Annotated in this window: 11 protein-coding genes and 3 pseudogenes; 13 read left to right on the plus strand and 1 reads right to left on the minus strand. The window is 63.3% G+C overall.

Going from position 1 to position 17273, the window contains the following annotated elements; translation table 11 throughout:
* Window positions 1-124: 124 nt before the first annotated feature.
* Window positions 125-470: pseudogene (locus tag PU634_RS11935) on the plus strand (transposase); the annotation flags it as partial.
* Between the two features lie 11 nt (window positions 471-481).
* On the opposite strand, the pseudogene PU634_RS11940 reads toward PU634_RS11935, so the two are convergent.
* Window positions 482-1654: pseudogene (locus PU634_RS11940) on the minus strand (IS3 family transposase).
* Window positions 1655-1716: 62 nt separating this feature from the next.
* Here PU634_RS11940 and PU634_RS11945 point away from each other — a divergent pair.
* From PU634_RS11945 to PU634_RS12000, 12 genes and pseudogenes are all read left to right on the plus strand, one after another.
* Window positions 1717-1863, plus strand: a pseudogene (locus PU634_RS11945) (IS5/IS1182 family transposase); the annotation flags it as partial.
* A gap of 133 nt (window positions 1864-1996) precedes the next feature.
* Window positions 1997-3658, plus strand: coding sequence for a VRR-NUC domain-containing protein (locus tag PU634_RS11950; RefSeq protein ID WP_306761042.1), 1662 nt, complete (start codon window positions 1997-1999; stop codon window positions 3656-3658).
* 120 nt (window positions 3659-3778) lie between these two features.
* Window positions 3779-4630, plus strand: a complete 852-nt coding sequence (locus tag PU634_RS11955; protein ID WP_306761043.1) for a Flp family type IVb pilin — start codon at window positions 3779-3781, stop codon at window positions 4628-4630.
* Window positions 4631-4849: 219 nt separating this feature from the next.
* Window positions 4850-5512: a sulfotransferase family 2 domain-containing protein gene (locus PU634_RS11960; RefSeq protein ID WP_306761044.1), complete on the plus strand. Its 663-nt coding sequence runs from the start codon at window positions 4850-4852 to the stop codon at window positions 5510-5512.
* Between the two features lie 272 nt (window positions 5513-5784).
* Window positions 5785-8811, plus strand: a complete 3027-nt coding sequence (locus PU634_RS11965) for a hybrid sensor histidine kinase/response regulator (RefSeq protein WP_306761045.1) — start codon at window positions 5785-5787, stop codon at window positions 8809-8811.
* Window positions 8756-10237 carry a sigma-54-dependent transcriptional regulator gene (locus tag PU634_RS11970; RefSeq protein WP_306761046.1) on the plus strand — a complete coding sequence of 494 codons (1482 nt, stop codon included), beginning with the start codon at window positions 8756-8758 and terminating at the stop codon, window positions 10235-10237. Before PU634_RS11965 ends, PU634_RS11970 begins: the two co-directional genes overlap by 56 nt.
* A 165-nt stretch (window positions 10238-10402) precedes the next feature.
* Window positions 10403-10738 (plus strand): STAS domain-containing protein, encoded by a 336-nt coding sequence (locus PU634_RS11975; protein WP_306761047.1) that lies wholly within the window; start codon window positions 10403-10405, stop codon window positions 10736-10738.
* Window positions 10739-10750: 12 nt separating this feature from the next.
* Complete coding sequence (locus tag PU634_RS11980; RefSeq protein ID WP_306761048.1) at window positions 10751-11905, plus strand: polysaccharide biosynthesis/export family protein; 1155 nt, start codon at window positions 10751-10753, stop codon at window positions 11903-11905.
* A gap of 11 nt (window positions 11906-11916) precedes the next feature.
* Window positions 11917-13332 (plus strand): GumC domain-containing protein, encoded by a 1416-nt coding sequence (locus PU634_RS11985; protein ID WP_306761049.1) that lies wholly within the window; start codon window positions 11917-11919, stop codon window positions 13330-13332.
* Window positions 13287-14570, plus strand: coding sequence for a hypothetical protein (locus tag PU634_RS11990; RefSeq protein WP_306761050.1), 1284 nt, complete (start codon window positions 13287-13289; stop codon window positions 14568-14570). The genes PU634_RS11985 and PU634_RS11990 overlap by 46 nt, the downstream gene beginning before the upstream one ends.
* 10 nt (window positions 14571-14580) lie before the next feature.
* Window positions 14581-15612: a glycosyltransferase family 2 protein gene (locus tag PU634_RS11995; protein WP_306761051.1), complete on the plus strand. Its 1032-nt coding sequence runs from the start codon at window positions 14581-14583 to the stop codon at window positions 15610-15612.
* A 178-nt stretch (window positions 15613-15790) separates the two neighbouring features.
* Window positions 15791-17272 carry a WecB/TagA/CpsF family glycosyltransferase gene (locus PU634_RS12000; RefSeq protein WP_306761052.1) on the plus strand — a complete coding sequence of 494 codons (1482 nt, stop codon included), beginning with the start codon at window positions 15791-15793 and terminating at the stop codon, window positions 17270-17272.
* Window position 17273 lies beyond the last annotated feature (1 nt).

Consider the following 17273-nt stretch of genomic DNA (forward strand, 5'->3'; position numbering starts at 1 on the left):
TTAATTTTCGCTCCAACTTGCTTTCATAGATTGTTGGGTATAGACGGCGTTGTTTCCTAAATCAGTGAACTATCTGTCCTACCCATGATCTGATCATCTGACGAACGGAATCGGAGGCAGACCGATGGGCAAAGCACGACACAACATCAGCAACTGGCGGCAGTACAACCGGGCCTTGGTCAATCGCGGTTCACTAACCTTCTGGATCGATGAGCAAGCCATCAAGCAATGGAATTGCCATCAGCCATGGCCGCCGCGGGCGTGGCTTCCACTACAGTGATAGTGCCATTGAAACGGCACTGATGCTCAAGGCTTTCTTCGGCTTGCCGTTACGGGCGCTGGAAGGGTTCATCAACTCCATTTTTCAGCTGATGGATGTGCCACTGATCTCGCTTGGTTACAGCAGTATCAGCAAACGCGCCCAGACCGTGAACGTAAAGTACCGCTTGCCCAGCAAGGCAGAAACGGCGATGTGTAGTGGTCAACTAATCCCGGACAGTAAATTAGACCGATTCTCGGCCTGAACCGGTGGTAATCCGTCATTGTGTTGATGAGGACGCTGCCGGTTGTAGTAGTTCATCAGGTAATCGCTGATGTCTCTCTTGGCTTCAGCCATAGATGGATAGCCGGTTGCTGGCACCCAATCCCAGCACGGGTCAGATTGGGCCAACGCTCAATAACATTGTGAACTAAGTGTCCCAGCAGTTACCCCGACGGCTCATGCTCTGTGTGATGCGGTAACGCCACGTCCGTTGCCTGAACAAGCGGCTGGTATATTGGCTGCCCTGGTCTGAGTGGAACAGCAGTCCTGATGGTTGTCCCCGCAGCTCGTAAGCCATGTCTAGTGCCTTGGCCGCCAGCTCGGCATCCGGCCGATGAGAGAGCGCCCAGCCGACCACGCGACGACGGTACAGGTCCATGACGGTAGCCAGATAACACCAGCGGCTGCCGGCCCAGATATAAGTGATATCCCCGCACCAGCTTTGATTAGAAGCGGCAGGCGTGAACTCACGACTCAGCCGGTTGGGGATATCTGGCCGTTCAACCGTGGCCGTTTTATAGGCATGGGAGCCGGGTTGCTTGCATATCAACCCCAGCTCCTTCATCAGACTTCTCACCCGGTAACAGCCCACCTGATGGCCTTGCTCTCGCATCATCAACATCAAGGTGCGACTGCCCGCAGACGACCGGCTGGCCGTAAACAAACGGTTCACTTCACACCGCTCCCTGAGGCGTTGCACATTCACGATACGTTTGCGTTTCAGGTAGTCATAAAAGCTGGATGGCGCGACACCAAACACGCAGCAGACCAGTTCAACCGATTCCTGCCCTCTCAACTGGTCTATCAGCGCGTACGTTCGAGTTCGTCCTGCATCAAGAGAGCGGTGGCCTTTTTTAATATGGCTTTCTCTAGCTCCAGCCGGTTGATACGGGCTTCCAGCTCCTGTATCCGCTGTTGCTCCGGTGTCAGGGCCTTGCTGGCTGGCGTGGTGCCTTCGCGCTCTTGCTTAAGCTGCTGGACCCAGCGTCGGAGGATGGTCTCACCGACATCCAGCGAGCGGCTGGCCTCGGCGATGGAGTAACCTTGGTCAAGCACCAGACTGGCAGCTTCAAGTTTGAATTCGGATGAGAAAGAACGTCGTTTTCTGGTCATGGAACACCTCTTGTTACGGTGGTGACTGTACCACCTTAAATGGTGTCCAGAAGCATTAGACCACTACAATGTCCCGTTACAAACAGCTGGTGAGTCCCAAGCTTAGTCTGCGTAACTACAACGGCCAGGTCGGTGAAATCCTGGCCGGGGTTAAGGTCATGAACAGAGTCATAGGACTAGGTATGCCTGTTCGCCAGCCGGTCAGTTAAGGGCATCAAGCCCAATAGAGACAGGCTCTCTCGGCTCTGATTTGATCAACAACGCCGGTATAGACAACAAAACTCATGGGTAACATCGCTACAAGCATTATCTGCAGTGGTTTTTCTGCCGTACAATACGTCCATGACCAAAGCGCCCATCACGCCCACCCCGCTGGACGACCCTTTCTATTACCTGCGCAATATGCAACAGGTAGTGCAGTTCTGCCTGGCCCGTTATCACGATTTATGGCTTGCGGAAGAACGTGCGCAGCTGAAGGCGTTACTGGCCCTGAGCGAACCGGCTCAGGGCCTGCTGGTGCGGCTGGTAATGCGCAAGGGCTGTCTGTTTAGGCCCGACAAGCTGGTGTATGCCGAGATTCAGGATTTGGAGCAGGCCCTGGCCGAGCTGGCCGGTGCCGGCTTTGTTGAGCTAAACCCCAGCCTTGGCTTAAGCGAGGTCTGTGCCCTGGCCCGGCGTGAGGAATGTGTGCAGCTGGCCCTGTATCGGTTACCGGCGCAGACCATTGCCGCTTCCGCCCGCAAGCAGGAGCTGGAAAAAGCGCTGTTAAACGGCCCGGCGCAACTCCCGCAGCCTCTGGCCGGCTGGTGGCCGAATGCGCCCTTTACGGTGATTGAGCTGGCATGCGGCGAGTTGTTTACCCGGCTGCGGCTGATGTTTTTTGGCAACCTGCATCAGGACTGGTCGGAATTTGTGCTTACCGGGCTGGGTCTGCAGCGTTTTGAACCGGTGCCGCTGAACGAGGCGTCTCGTCCGTTTCAACGCCGGGCCGAGCTCAATGCCATGCTGGCGCTTTATAAGTTGCAGGAGCGCCTGGCCACCGAACCGGTGGCCAGGCTGGCTAGCGGCTTGCCCGAGACGGTGAACTGTGAATGGATCGAGTACCGCCGCCACAAGCTGGTGTTTCGGCTGGGGCGGGAAGCAGAGCGTCAGGGTCATGCCGCCCTCGCCCTGACATTGCATGAACAAAGCCAGCACCGGGAGGCGCGCATTCGCGCCCTGCGTCTGCGGGAAAAGTTCGATGATCCGGCCAGCGTAGCCACCCTGGCGCAGCAGGCCCTTGAAGAGGTCAGTCAGCCGGAAGCCCGCATTAGCCTTGGCCGTATTCTGCGCCGCTGCGCCAGAAAGGCCGGATTAACGGTGCCCGCCGCCCCTGCCCTGCGGGTGCCCACCACCAGGCTGATGCTGAACAGGCCCGAAAACGCTCGAGTGGAAGCCGCAGTCATGGCGCATCTTGCCAATACGCATACCCGACTGTTTCATGTGGAGAACCGGCTGTTTAACGGCCTGTTTGCACTGCTGTTCTGGCCCGCCCTGTTTGCGCCGGTGCGCGGTGCCTTTTTTAATCCCTTTCAGGCGGGCCCGGCGGACTTGTACCGCCCGGGCTTTGCCGAGGCACGCCGTGAGTTGATTAACGCCGGCTTTGCTGCGCTTGCCAATGGCGACTACCGCCGGCTTGTGCTGGAGCGTCACCGGCAAAAACAGGGCATCAGCTGTGCCTTAGTGCACTGGCCCGGCCTGCCCCTTGAACTGGTGGAGCTGGCGCTGGCGGTGATCCCCGCTGCACATCTGGAGGCGGTATTTCGCCACCTGCTGCTGGACCTGAGCCATCACCGCCGGGGCATGCCGGACCTGATTGCGCTGAATACAAAAACCGGCAGCTACCGGCTGATAGAGGTGAAGGGGCCCGGTGACCGGCTGCAGGATCATCAGCGGCTGTGGATAGAGGCCATGCGGGCCCACGGGCTGCCGGTGAGTGTGTGTGAAGTACGCTGGCAGGCATAACCCTGCCGCCAGCGTGCAGCTCGGTAACCCATGCTGTAATCGGTACCGGGCTCACCGCAGAGGCAAAGAGCCAGCACCCACCCTAAACTGATTAATATTTCAACAAAAGGAAACAAGACCATGGCCAGGAAGGCAAACAGGCAACGGGGCCTGACCACGGTGGAGTATGCCCTTGCCGGCGCCCTGGTGGGAGGCATGGTGGCGGCCAGCTTTGCCGGTCTGGGCAATACCCTGGGCGACACGGTGCAGGATCTCGCCCAGGCGGTGAAGCAAATCGGCCCGGGCAACGATAACAACACCGGCAGCCATGCCGGTGGTTCCGCCACGGCCGGCAACGGCGGCGGTGACTCCGGCACAGGCAGTAATTCCGGCAACAATGGCGACACGACCACGGGCGGCAGCAACGGCAGCAATGGCGGCGCTACCACGGGCGGCAACACCGGCAACAATGGCGGCATTACCACAGGCGGCAGCACCGGCAGCAATGGCGACACGACCACGGGCGGCAGCAACGGCAACAATGGCGGCGCCACCACGGGCGGAAGCACGAGCAGCGGCGGTGGTAGCAGTACCGCAGCAAACAATCCCACCGGTGGAGGCTCCGGCGGCGGCAACACCACCACGAGTAATAATGTCGGCAGCCATGCGGCGGGCGACAATTCCGCCGGCGATGGCTCAGGCAGCACTGCCGGCAGTGGCAGCACCGCCGCAGGCTCTGCCCTGAGTACGAATGGCGATGCCGGTGGCGAAGATGCCGCCAGAAAGCAAACCACAGCCCTGCTGGCGGCCAACACCGGCAGCACCGGCGCTCCGAGGGAGCAAGCCGGCAGCACCAGCGCACAAGGCAAAGCCCCCACCTCACCGGCTCAACATGAACGGCCACACTGGCTGTGGTGGCTGTTGCCACTGCTGGCGGCCTGGCTTTTCTGGCGCCGGCCCAGGAAAAAGCACAGCGACGCCTCCGCTTCCTGAGGCGTACCACCCTTTCACTGCAAAATGCACACGGGCTGATGAATCTGCCGGCCCCAGTGCATTTTGCACAGGCAAGTGCACACCGCCGCTTTTACTTCACCAGAGCACTTGCTGCTCATCTTGCCCAAGACCCCGCCACCGCCGGTATGGCGGTCACTGGCACGGGGCTTGCTGTGCATTCTGCTGAACCATTATGTTCACGAATGACAGGAGGTCTTCATGCTTATCAACGATCACGACGGCTGGGTGTTTATTCACAACCCCAAGTGCGCCGGCACCACGGTGCGCCAGAGCCTGATGCAATATGAAACCCGGAACGATTATTACTGGCTGTTCGACATGCTTGACGGTCGTCAGATCGACAAGGCCCACCTGCCGCTGGCGCTGCTGAAACGCTACGCGCCGTCCGACTTTGCGCTGTTGTCTGACTACCGGGTGTTTGGCTTTGTGCGGGATCCCGTTACCCGCATGGTGTCGTCCTACAACGAAAGCCACCCGCGCATCTACCAGAAATTCAGCCAGGGCCGGCTGTCGCTGGATGACTATCGCCAGGGGCTGAACCAGTTTTGTTACGGCCTTGAAGCTCAGGCGCTGAAGGGCTGGGACTTCGACTACCGGCATTGCATTCCCCAGCGTGACATGTTTTATCTGCGCGGCAAATGCTATGCCGATGTGCTGATCAAAATGGAGAGCCTGGAGCGGCAGGTAAACAAGCTGGCGGCCATCGATCACCGCCTGCCTGCTGCCCTGGTGCTGAAAAACAAGCGGGCCAACAGCAAAACCCTGCCGGTGGCACACAACGAGCTGCTCGACCAAAAGGCCCTCGCCAGTGTGAAAGCCATTTATCACGACGACTTTGTGCTGTTCGATTATGTGCACTGAATTGAAAGGCACGGGAAAAGAGCGGGCACAAACGGCACTCAGTGTGGTATATCTGGAGTGTCGTGATGAAGGGACATCGTCATGAAAGTCATCATAAAAACATTGTTTTTACTGTATCTGCCCGGCCCGTCGGTGCCGAGCCAGCCGGAGCGGGAAGCCGGTGCCCGCCTCGTGTTTGGCCCCGCCCCGACATTCCCTCCTTGGAACACCGGAACGACGAGCGCGGGCTCGATATTCGGCTTGCCCCTGGCATCACGGAAGAGGAGGGCAGCATGTCCTTTCGCCTGAAAACCATGCTCGGTGTGGCCCTGATCGTGGGCAGCCTGTTGTTGCTGCTGATATGGAGCAGCCTTCGCTATCTGCAGGACGCCAGCCACCAGGAGGCCGTTCTGCGTGCCGAAACCACCTCAAGCCTGTTTGCAGAACTGGTGCGGGAGGCGGTGCTGGCGTCCGATCTGGCCCGGCTGGAAAGCCTGGCCAGCCAGGCGCTGGCGGCCTCCGACATGGCCTATGTGCGCATTATGGACAACGAGCAATGGCTGGTGGAAGCCGGCGATACCGCCGCGCGCGGGACTATGGTTCACGCCGGAGCCGATGTACTGGTGAATGACCGGCGCTACGGCCGGGTGGAGCTGGGCCTTCGCACCGAGCGGGCAGAAGGCGTGATTGCCGGTGCCCGGCACCACCTGCTGTTGCTGGCCGCCGGCGGAATGATACTGGTGGCACTGTTCTCCCTGGCGCTGGGCGCCTGCCTCACCCGGGGCCTGAGCCGGCTCACTCAGGCCGCCGAAGCCATCAGCCGGGGGGAGGATCCCGCGCCCATCGCGGTCAGTGGCAACGGCGAGCTGGCCATTACCAGCCGGGCCTTTAACACCATGGCCGAACAACTGACCCGCTCCCGCCGGGACATGGAGGAACGGCTGCAGATAAGACAGGAGTCCCGCCGCCATGCCGCCATCAGCGCCGCCCTGGTTGAGGCCAACATGGATGCGGTAGTGATCATCGATCTGGACGACACCATAGTGGAGTTCAGCAGCATGGCGGAAAAGCTGTTTGGCTACACCCGCGCCGAGGCCATTGGCCGCTCCATGGCCGAGCTGCTGATCCCGCCCGAAGTGCGGGATCATCACCGCCGGGGCATGCAGCATTATCGCGATACCGGCCACGGCCCCATTCTGGGCAAGCACATCGAGCTGGACGCCATGCGTGCCGGGGGCGAGCTGTTTCCGGCGGAGCTGACGGTACAGACCATTCAGCTTGAGGGCTCGGTGCTGTTTGCCGGCTTTATGCGCGACATCAGCGAGCGCAAGGCCGCCGAGCAGGCACTGAAGGATGCCCGGGTGCGCGCCGAGGCCGCGTCCCGGGCCAAGTCCCGTTTTCTGGCCCACATGAGCCATGAAATACGATCACCCCTCAACGCCGTGCTGGGCTCGGTCAGCCTGCTGCTGGAAGACAAACTCACCCGGGAGCAGCGGCTCTATGCCCAGACCGCCGAATCGTCGGGCAAGGCACTGCTGGGGCTGATCAACAATATTCTCGACTTTTCCCGCATCGAGGCCGGCCAGCTGCAGCCCGACAAACAACAGTTTCGGCTGGACGAGCTGCTGTCGGACATCGCCGCCCATATCGCCCTTTGCGCCCGGGAAAAACAGCTGCAAACCGCGCTGATCGCCGAGCCCGGGCTGCCCGTGCAACTGACTGGCGATGCCACCCGGCTGCGGCAAATTCTGATCAACCTGCTCGACAACGCCCTCAAGTTTACCGACACCGGCGCGGTCAGCCTGCTGATCACCCTGGAAGCCAAAACCAACAATGGCGTGGAGCTCGCCTTTACCGTGCAGGACAGCGGCATCGGCATACCTGCCGAGGAGCAATCCGCCCTGTTTGAGGAGTTTCAGCAGGTGGACAGCTCCGACTCCACCCGCCACGGCGGCAGCGGCCTGGGGCTGTCCATCAGCCGGGGGCTGTGCCGGGCCATGGGCGGCGAGCTGGTGTTTGCCCACGCCAGCCAGGCCGGCTCCGTGTTTGTGGCCACCCTGCCACTTGAGTACGCCGGGCCGGTACCTGCGGTGCCCCAGCACGGCGGCATAGTGCTGTGTGCCGGGCTGCACCCGCTGCTGCTCAATGCCGTGCGCCTCGCCTGCCAGCCCAGGGGTATGAGCGTGGCCGAATGGCGCCCCGACGAACCCCTGCCCGCAGCGGGAGAACAGGCCATGGCGCTGCTGCTGCACCATGATCTGCCGGCACCGGCACGGAGCTCTCTGCTGACCCAGGCCGCTCAGCAGGGCCTTGAACACATTATTGAACTGGGCCGGGAAGACGCCTCGCCCCTTGAACCGGCCATAACCGACCGGCTGCCCCTGCCCCTGCTGGCCGGCCCCCTGCTGCGCCGGCTGGGGCGGGAGCGCAGCAGGCCGGCGCAGGCCGTGCCGGCAGACACCTTCCCGTCGGCATCTGCTCCACAGCAAGGCGGCCGGTTACTGCTGGCGGAAGACAGCCCGGCCAATCAGCTGGTGGCCCGGGCCATGCTGGAGCGGGCCGGTTATCGGGTGACCATTGCCAACAACGGCCTGGAAGCCCTCGAGGCCTGTGCCCGCCAGCCCTTTGACCTGATCCTGATGGACCTGCGCATGCCGCAAATGGACGGGCTGGAAGCCACCCGGCGCCTGCGCACGCAAAGCAGCATGGCTCAGGTGCCCATAGTGGCGCTGACCGCCAATGTCAGCCAGCAGGACATAGAGCGCTGCCTGGCCGCCGGCATGGATGACTTTATTCCCAAACCCATCAACAGCGAACGGTTGCTGGCAACCCTGGTCCGGCATCTGTCACCCGGCACTCGGCAGGCCGGGGCAGGCACCTCCCCCGCACCGGTGGAGCCCCCCCGGCCACTGCCGCTGCTGGACGAGGCGGCGGTACACAGCCTGTTCGAGGCCATGGGCGCCGATCGTTTTGCCGGCACCATGGGACTGTTTCTTGATGAAAACCGCGAGCGGCTGGCACGGCTGGAGCAGGCCATTGCCCGGCAGGACATGGAATCGGCCACCCTTGAAGCCCATACCATCAAGGGCTGTGCCGGCACCTTTGGTGCGCCGCAACTGCAGGACTGGGCCAGGCAAATGGAAGCCGCCTGCCGCAGCCAGGATGACACAAGCATCCATCGGCTGGCGGCGCACATTGACGCCCTCGGCCGCCAGACCGAAACCCGGTTTCAGCATCAAATCACGTCGCTGACAGGAGAGCAGCATGACTCAGAGAGCACTCAAGGAACGCCCCCGGCAGGCGCGCATTCTGCTGGTTGAAGACAGTCCGGCCATGGCCGCCGTGTATCAGAGCTATCTGGAGGCGGAGCAGCACAGTGTGCGCGTGGCCGGCACCGGCGCCGCGGCGCTGTCCGAGCTGAACGAGGCCCTGCCGGATCTGGTGCTGCTCGACCTGCACCTGCCGGACATGCCGGGCATGGCCATTTTGCAGCACATTCACGACCACGCCCTTCATTGCGCCGTGGTGATCATCACCGCCCATGGCTCCCTCGATATTGCCAGCGAAGCCATGCGCCTGGGCGCCAGCGATTTTGTCAGCAAGCCCTTTGACGCCGCCCGCCTCAACCTGACCGTGGCCAACACCCTGGAAAAACGCCACCTCAGCCGGGTGGTGAACCAGTACCGGCGCACCTTCACCCGCAACCGCTTTCACGGCTTTATCGGCTCATCTCTGGCCATGCAGGCGGTGTTCCGCATTATTGAAAGCGCCGCTCCCAGCAAGGCCACTGTGTTTATTACCGGTGAAAGCGGCACCGGCAAGGAGCTGTGCGCCGAGGCCATTCATCAGGAAAGCCCCCGCCGCAAGGGCCCGCTGGTGGCGCTGAACTGCGCCGCCATTCCCGCCGATTTGATGGAAAGCGAGATCTTCGGCCATGTCAAAGGGGCCTTTACCGGTGCCGTGAGCCAGCGGGAAGGCGCCGCCAGCCGGGCCGACGGTGGTACCCTGTTTCTGGATGAAGTGTGCGAAATGGACCTGGATCTGCAAAGCAAGCTGCTGCGCTTTATTCAGAGCCGGCGCTATACCCGGGTGGGCGACAACAAGGAGCAACAGGCAGACATTCGCATTGTGTGTGCCACCAACCGGGATCCGCTGGAAGAAGTGCGCGCCGGCCGCTTTCGGGAAGATCTCTACTACCGGCTGAACGTCATTCCCCTGCCGCTGCCGCCCCTGCGGGAGCGCGGCGACGACATTCTGCTGATTGCCGAGCACCTGCTGGAAACCATGGTGGAAGAAGAGCAAAAAAGCTTTCGCGGTTTCAGCGAGGCCGCCGCCGATGCCCTGCTTGGCTACGACTGGCCCGGCAATGTGCGCGAGCTGGAAAACGTGCTGCGCAACATGGTGGTGCTGAACGAGGGCACCCTGCTCGACACCCCCATGCTGCCCGCGCACCTGCAGACATCGGTCGGTGCGACAGTCAGTGCGGTGCCACCGGCTCTGCCCGCCGCTCCCGTCGTCCCTTACGCGCCGGCGGTGACCGGTGAGCCGCCTGCCGCCCTGACCATACAGCCGGAAGACCAGGCCATGGCCGGCATTCGCCCGCTGTGGCTGCAGGAAAAGGAGATCATCGAGCGCAGCATACGGCTGTGCGACGGCAACATTCCCCGCGCCGCCGCCCTGCTGGAGATCAGCCCTTCCACCATTTACCGCAAGCGCATGGGCTGGGAGAAAATGCAGGAGCAATAAACCGGACACTTTGCATATTGCACAGGCCCCTTCACAGCCCGCTCAGGCGGGCTGCAAAATGCACACCGCTTTCACGAAATCACATCAAACCATTGATATAAAAGAAAATTAATAACTGGCACCGTTTCTGCATTCTTCTTGTCAGGTCATCAAGGAGAAGACGCCATGTTAGTAGCCCATCAGCAGCAAGGATGCCGCAGCCTGATCACCCTGCCCGCCCGCATGGACCGGGCCCGGGCACCCGCCCTGCGCCGGCAGCTTCAGCAGTTTATCGAACAGGGGCAGCGCCATCTGGTGCTGGATCTGCATCAGGTGCAGTTTGTGGATGCCAGTGGCCTGTCGGTGCTGCTCAGCGCCTATTTTGCCCTGCAGCCTCACGGCGGCCGGCTGGTCTTGCTGAGCCCCTCGCCCCTGATGCGCACTCATCTGGTTACCGCCCGGCTACACCGGCTGTTTGCGGTGTATGACAGTGCCGAATCCGCCCTTGCCGCTCAGGACTGACAGGAGAACCTTATGCTAAAGCCCCTTGATTTTCTGCCCCTGCTGACGCTGCTGGGAGCCTGCACCCCGCTGCATCAGGTGCATATCAATCAGCAGCCGCCGGCGGCCATTGAGGCCGGCCGGGAGCACCCACTGGGCCCGGGCCGGAGTACGCCGATAGCTGCGGCTCAATCACTGCCACTCACGCCACTGCCCCGCTGGGCCGCCGCGCCGCCGCTGTCGCCGGGCGACCGGCTGCAGATTGAAGTGGTCGACGGCGAGGACTTCAGCGGCCGTTTTGAAGTGAACACCAACGGCACCCTGACCCTGCCCTTTTTGCCGCCGCTGGCGGTGGCCGGAGGCAGCCTGCAGGACGCCGAAAAGCAAATTGCCGAGGCCCTGGTGGCGGAGCGCTTTTTTCGCCCGCAGCGGGTGGAAGTGAGCCTGCGCCTGCACGAGTGGGGCCATGCCCAGGTGCATGTGAGCGGTGCCGTATTTAACCCGGGTATGGTCACGGTGAACGCCCGGGGCGTGGAAGAGCGGGCCCTGAAGGACAGGCTGAGCACCGGCGACTTTGCCTCGGAGCGGCTGCTGGCCACCGCCCTGCGCGCCGCCGGCGGTGTGCGCCCCGATGCGGACCTGAGCCGCATTCGGCTTACCCGCGGCGAGCAGACCCTGGTGCTCGACTACCGCCCCCTGCTGCAGGGCCGGGCGGTACGCCAGGTAGCGCTGATGAGCGGCGATGTGATTGAGGTGCCGGAAAGCGGCCGCTTTCAGCGGGACCTGATGACATTGTCGCCGATCACGCCGCCGGGCATTCGCGTGTTTCTCTCCAACCTCACCGTGCCCGCCACCGGCAACGCCATTTCGGCGGTGGGCCGGGACGCCAGCAGCCTGCCCTACGGCGCCCGCCTGCTTACCGCCGGCACCTCCGCCAACTGTCTGGGCGGTACCCGCCTGACCAACGCGGATCGCTATCTGGTGCTGGTGCGCACCGATCCGCTCACCGGTCAGCCCCAGACCCTGGAACGCTCGGTGCAGGAGCTGCTGGCGGCCCCTCAGCGGGATGATCTCAACCCTTACCTGATGCCCAACGATGCCGTCAGCTGCTACGACTCGGGAGTGACCAACCTGCGGGATCTGGCCCGTACCCTGACCGAGCTGCTGCTGCCGCTGTCGCTGCTGTAACCGGAGCCGCCATGAGCCACGATACCGCCGCTTTCACCCCTACCGCCGGTCAGCGCCTGTTGCGCATGCTGACCCACGGCACCAGCCTGCCCACCGCGGCCCGGCTGCGGCTCTATGCCCTGGTGGCGGCGGTGGCTCTGGCCATGATCTGGCTGCCCTTTACCCTGTTTATGTGGGTCAAGCCGGTGTCGTTCACCAGCAACTGGATCCTGATTCTGCCCGGTACCGGTGCCGGCTATGCGGTGTCCCTCGACAGCGTGGGCCAGGCCTCGGCCTCGGCCACCTCGCCCTACAACAGCCATTCGGTCGATCCACGCGTCAACTACAAGGCCATTGCCACCAGCGCCCCTGTGCTGGATGCCGCCGCCGCCGACGTCGGCCTGAGCCGGGCTCAGTTTGGCAAGCCCGACATCAGGCTGGTGGATCAGACCGCGCTGATGAAGTTCCGGCTGTCGGCTCCCAGCGCCGGACTGGCACTGCGCAAGGCCGAGGCGCTGGACCGCGCCCTGCAGCAAGAGCTGGAGCGGCTGCGCCGGGATGAGTTCAGCCAGCGCGAGCACAGCCTGGATACCATGCTCAACGACTTCAGCAGCAAGCTGGGCCAGGCCCGCCAGCGCATTCTGGAATACCAGTCCGGGGCGCGCATTGTGTCGCTGGAGCAGTTCAACGAGCTGACTCTGTCTTTGGAGCGCATGCGCGGTCAGTTGCGTGAACTCAAGGCCAGTGCCGCCGGGGTGGACGGTCGCCGCCGGGCGCTGCAGCAGGCGCTGGCCATCGACGCCCGCCAGGCCGCCGAGCTGCTTACCCTGCAGCAGGACGTGCTGTTCCGGGAGCTGGCCACCGCCTGGGCCGCGGCCGCCACCGAGCTCAAACGCAACCTCACTCACTGGGGCGAGCGCCACCGCAAGGTGGTGGCGGCCCGGGACGAAGAGCGCCAGCTGCGCCGGGCCATGCACCGGCGGGTAAAGCAACTGGCCCCCAGCCTGCCCCAGGACGAAGACCGCTTGCTGTCCCGGGTGACCGACAACATTGCTCTTTATAGCCAGCTGGTGGAGCTGATGGTGGAAAGCCAGGGCCTGAACGCCCAGATTGCCGCCCTCGGCCACAGCATTGACGAGCAGCAGCAACTGCTGGAGCAAAGCACCCAGGAGGCCAGCCTGCTGGAAGATCTCAAGCGCAAGCATCAGGTGGCCACCGCCGTGTTTGGCACGGGTCTGGCCAAGCTGGATATCGGCAAGGGCGACAAGTTCAGCGCCTATCCCATGACCCAGTTGCTGTCGCCGCCCTCGCGGCCGGACCGGCCCGATACCCTTGGGCGCAACCTGGCCCTGCTGGGCTGCGGAGCCGCTTCACTGTTCATTTTTCTTGGTCTGGTGTTGCTATGGATACGCAAACCCTATCTCCAGAAACATCTGAAGAACGCCTGATCTGGCACAGCATACGGCTGACCTACGGCTTCTATGTGCTGGGTGCCGTCTACCTGGTGGCACCGGTGCTGGCCTGGTCGCTGCTGCTGGCCCAGTGCTGGAAGCTGCTGCGCCGGCCCCAGCCCCTGCCAGGCCTGAGTGCTTTGCCGGTGGCCATTCGCTGGTGGCTGGGCGGCATGCTGCTGATGCTGGTGGCGCTGGTAGTGGGCCATCTGCAACAACAGCTGGGCATGACCCAGCTTATCAAGTCGACCATCGGCTGGGCCAAGGGCTGGGCGCTGCTGGCGGTGTTTCCGCTGCTGGGCTGCCTGAACATTCGCCCGGCCATTGTGTACCGGGCCTGCATGCATGTGTGCCTGCATACCCTGCTGCTGCTGCCGGTGTTTGTGGGCGCCTGGCTGGTGGGGCTGCCGCAAACCCTGTATGTGTCGCCGCTGCAGGCGGTAGGCGGCCCGGGGCCGGAGTTTTTTGCGGTCAGCCTGTATGAAATCGACCCGGGCAGCGGCCTGCCCCGCTGGCGGCTGTTTACCCCCTGGGCGCCGGCGCTGGGCTTTATGGCCAATATCTTTTTTGTGTTTGCGCTGCAGGAGCAAAGCCGGCGCTGGCAGGCCATTGGCATCAGCGCCAGTGTGCTGATGGCGCTGATGTCGGCGTCACGGCTGGCGCTGGTGGCGATGCTCAGCATCTGGATCATCAGCGGCGTAATAAGCCGGCTGCGTTCGCCGCTCACGCCCTTTGTGGCCGCCGCCGGCTGCACGGTATTGGGCCTGCTGGGGCACCCGCTGCTGACCGCCGCCGAGCAGTTCTGGCAGTCGTTTCGCAGCGCCCGCGCCGGCTCCACCCGGGTACGGGAAACCCTGGCCCGCATCGCCCTCGACCGCTGGCAGGCGGAAGCCTTTACCTGGGGCCACGGCGTGGTGGAGCGGGGCCCGCATCTGGTGGAATTTATGCCCATCGGCTCCCACCACAGCTGGTATGGCCTGCTGTTCGTCAAGGGGCTGGTGGGTGCCCTGGCGCTGGCCGGCCCGCTGCTGCTGAGCCTGCTGCAGCTGGCCTGGTGGAGCGGTGTGCTGCCCCTGGCCCGGGTGGGCCTGGCCATGGGCCTGCTGCTGTTGATGTACACCTTTGGCGAGAACCTGGAAATTCTCGCCTATCTGATCTGGCCGGCCCTGCTGATCATCGGCAGGGCGCATCACGGCATTGTTTATGCAAAATCTTCATTACTTCACCCCTCATAAGGAAGCCATTATGACTGCCATCAGTGTGATTATGCCCGTTTACCAGGTTGAGCAATTTGTCGCCGACGCCGTGCGCTCGGTGCTGGCCCAGACCTTTACCGACTTTGAGCTGCTGATTATCGACGACTGCTCGCCCGACAACAGCATCGCCCTGTGCGAGCAATTTGATGATCCGCGCATTCGCATTATTCGCCACAGCGCCAACCGGGGCCTGGCCGGCGCCCGCAACACCGGCATTCGCCATGCCAAAGGACGGCTGCTGGCCTTTCTCGACTCGGACGATCTCTGGCGGCCGGAAAAGCTGGAACGCCACGCCGCTCATCTGGCCGGGCGCCCCGAGGTGGGCGTGTCGTTCAGCCGCTCGGCCTTTATCAATGAAGACGGCAGCGCCACCCATTGCTACCAGATGCCGCGGCTGACCGACATAGAGCCCGGCTATTACCTGTGCCGCAACCCCATTGGCAACGGCTCGGCGCCGGTGATCCGCACCGAGGTATTTGAACAGATCCGTTACCCCCTGCCCAGTGAAAGCGACGAGTACGGTTATTTCGACGAAGCCCTGCGCCGCTCGGAAGACATTGAATGCTGGATTCGTATCGCCCTCACCACCGGCTGGAACATAGAGGGCATTCCCGAGCCGCTGACCCTGTACCGGCTTAACGCCGGCGGGCTGTCCGCCAGCCTGCTGGAGCAGCTGGCATCCTGGGAGCAGGTGATTCAGAAGACCCGCCGCTATGCCCCCGAGTTTGTGGCCCGATGGGAAAACACCGCCCGGGCCTACCAGCTGCGCTATCTGTCGCGTCAGGCCATTCGCCTGCACGACGGCCCCATGGCCTGGCGTCTGTGCCGCCGGGCCCTGGCCACGGATGCGCGCATTCTGTGGCAGGAGCCGGGCCGCACCCTGCTGACCCTGGCCGCCGCCACCCTGCTCAGCCTGTCGCCCAATCTGCTGGCACCGCCCCTGACTCGGCTGGCCCAGCACTGGGTGGGCAGACTGCAGGCCCGGCGTATTGATCGCGATATGCAATCGCCTCAGTCCTGAGCCACAGGCAGACTCGTGTGCAAATTGCACAGCCCCCTGCCGGCAGGGGGCTGCGGCCTCAAAAACCTCTCCACACCCCCACCAAAGCCATACAAATCAGCAAGTTAACAAAAAACAACAAGTTGGCACGGCATTCGCATTAGTCAGGTTACATCAACCGAGCACGCCAGGAGGTGCCATGATGTTTTCACACCTGATGCCCCGTTTGCTGCGCTCACGCGCCGAAGAAACCGCCCCCCTGCCCATGCCCGCCGAGGTGCGCCTGTTTGGCCTGACGATTAACAACGTCGGCCTGAACGAGGCCATGGCCGACCTGATGCGCCGGGCGCAAGGCCCCCGGCCGTCGCTGGTGAACTTTGTAAACGCCCACTGCTGCAACCTGACGGTGACCGACGCCGACTATTACCGGGTGCTGCAACACAGTGATCGCCTGCTGCCCGACGGCAGTGGCGTACGCCTGGCGCTGAAACTGAACGGCCTGGGGCTGAGAGAAAACCTCAACGGCACCGATCTGCTGCCTCACCTGTGCCGGGCCGCCGCCGCCAACGGCCATTCCCTCTACCTGCTGGGGGGCGAGCCGGGCATTGCCGCCAGCGCCGCGCGTCGGCTGCAACGGGAGCATCCCGGACTCAGGATTGCCGGCACCCGGGACGGCTTTTTTACCGCCGAACAGGAGCCGGCGGTGATTCGGGACATCAACGACTCCGGCGCCGCCATTTTGCTGGTGGCCATGGGCGTACCCCGTCAGGAGCTGTGGCTGGCCCGCCATCTGCCGGCCCTTAATACCCGGCTCAATATGGGAGTCGGCGGCCTGTTTGATTTTTATGCCGACAAGGTCAGCCGCTCGCCGCTGTGGCTGCGCCGGCTGGGCAGTGAGTGGATCTGGCGGCTGTTGCAGGAGCCGGGCCGCATGTGGCGTCGCTATCTGCTGGGCAACCCACTGTTTGTATGGCGGGCCTGGCGCGATGCCCGCCGTAACAAGCCTCAACAAAGTCCGTCTGTGTTCGCCCGGCTGGCCGCCGGCTGGCACCGGCTGGGCTGGAAACTGGGGCTGACCCTGCCGGCCCTGGCCAAGCGCAGCCTGGACGCCTCGGTGGCAGCCACGGCGCTGGCGCTGCTCAGCCCGCTGCTGCTGGTCACGGCGCTGGCCATTCGGCTGGAGTCCCCCGGTGCCGTGCTGTTTGGCCAGACCCGCATCGGGCTGAACGGCCGGCCCTTTCGCTGCTGGAAGCTGCGCTCCATGTATCGGGATGCGGAGCAACGACTGCAGGCGCTGCAGCAGGCCGGCACCCTGAGCGGCGAGGTGCGCTTCAAGATGAAGCAGGATCCACGCATCACGCGGGTGGGCCGGGTGATCCGCAAGTTGTCCATCGACGAGCTGCCCCAGCTGTGGAACGTGCTGCGCGGTGACATGTCGCTGGTGGGCCCCCGCCCGGCTCTGCCCCGGGAGGTGGCGGCCTACGGTGCCACCGAGCGCCAGCGGCTGCTGGCCACGCCGGGCATTACCTGCACCTGGCAGGTGTCGGGCCGCTCCGACATTCCCTTTGCCCAACAGGTAACCATGGACCGGGAATATGTGTTTAACGGCTCCCTTACCACGGATCTGCGGCTGCTGCTGAAAACCGTGCCCGCCGTGCTGAGCGGACGGGGCGCCTACTGAG

This window comes from Oceanimonas pelagia (assembly GCF_030849025.1).
GTDB lineage: Bacteria > Pseudomonadota > Gammaproteobacteria > Enterobacterales > Aeromonadaceae > Oceanimonas > Oceanimonas pelagia.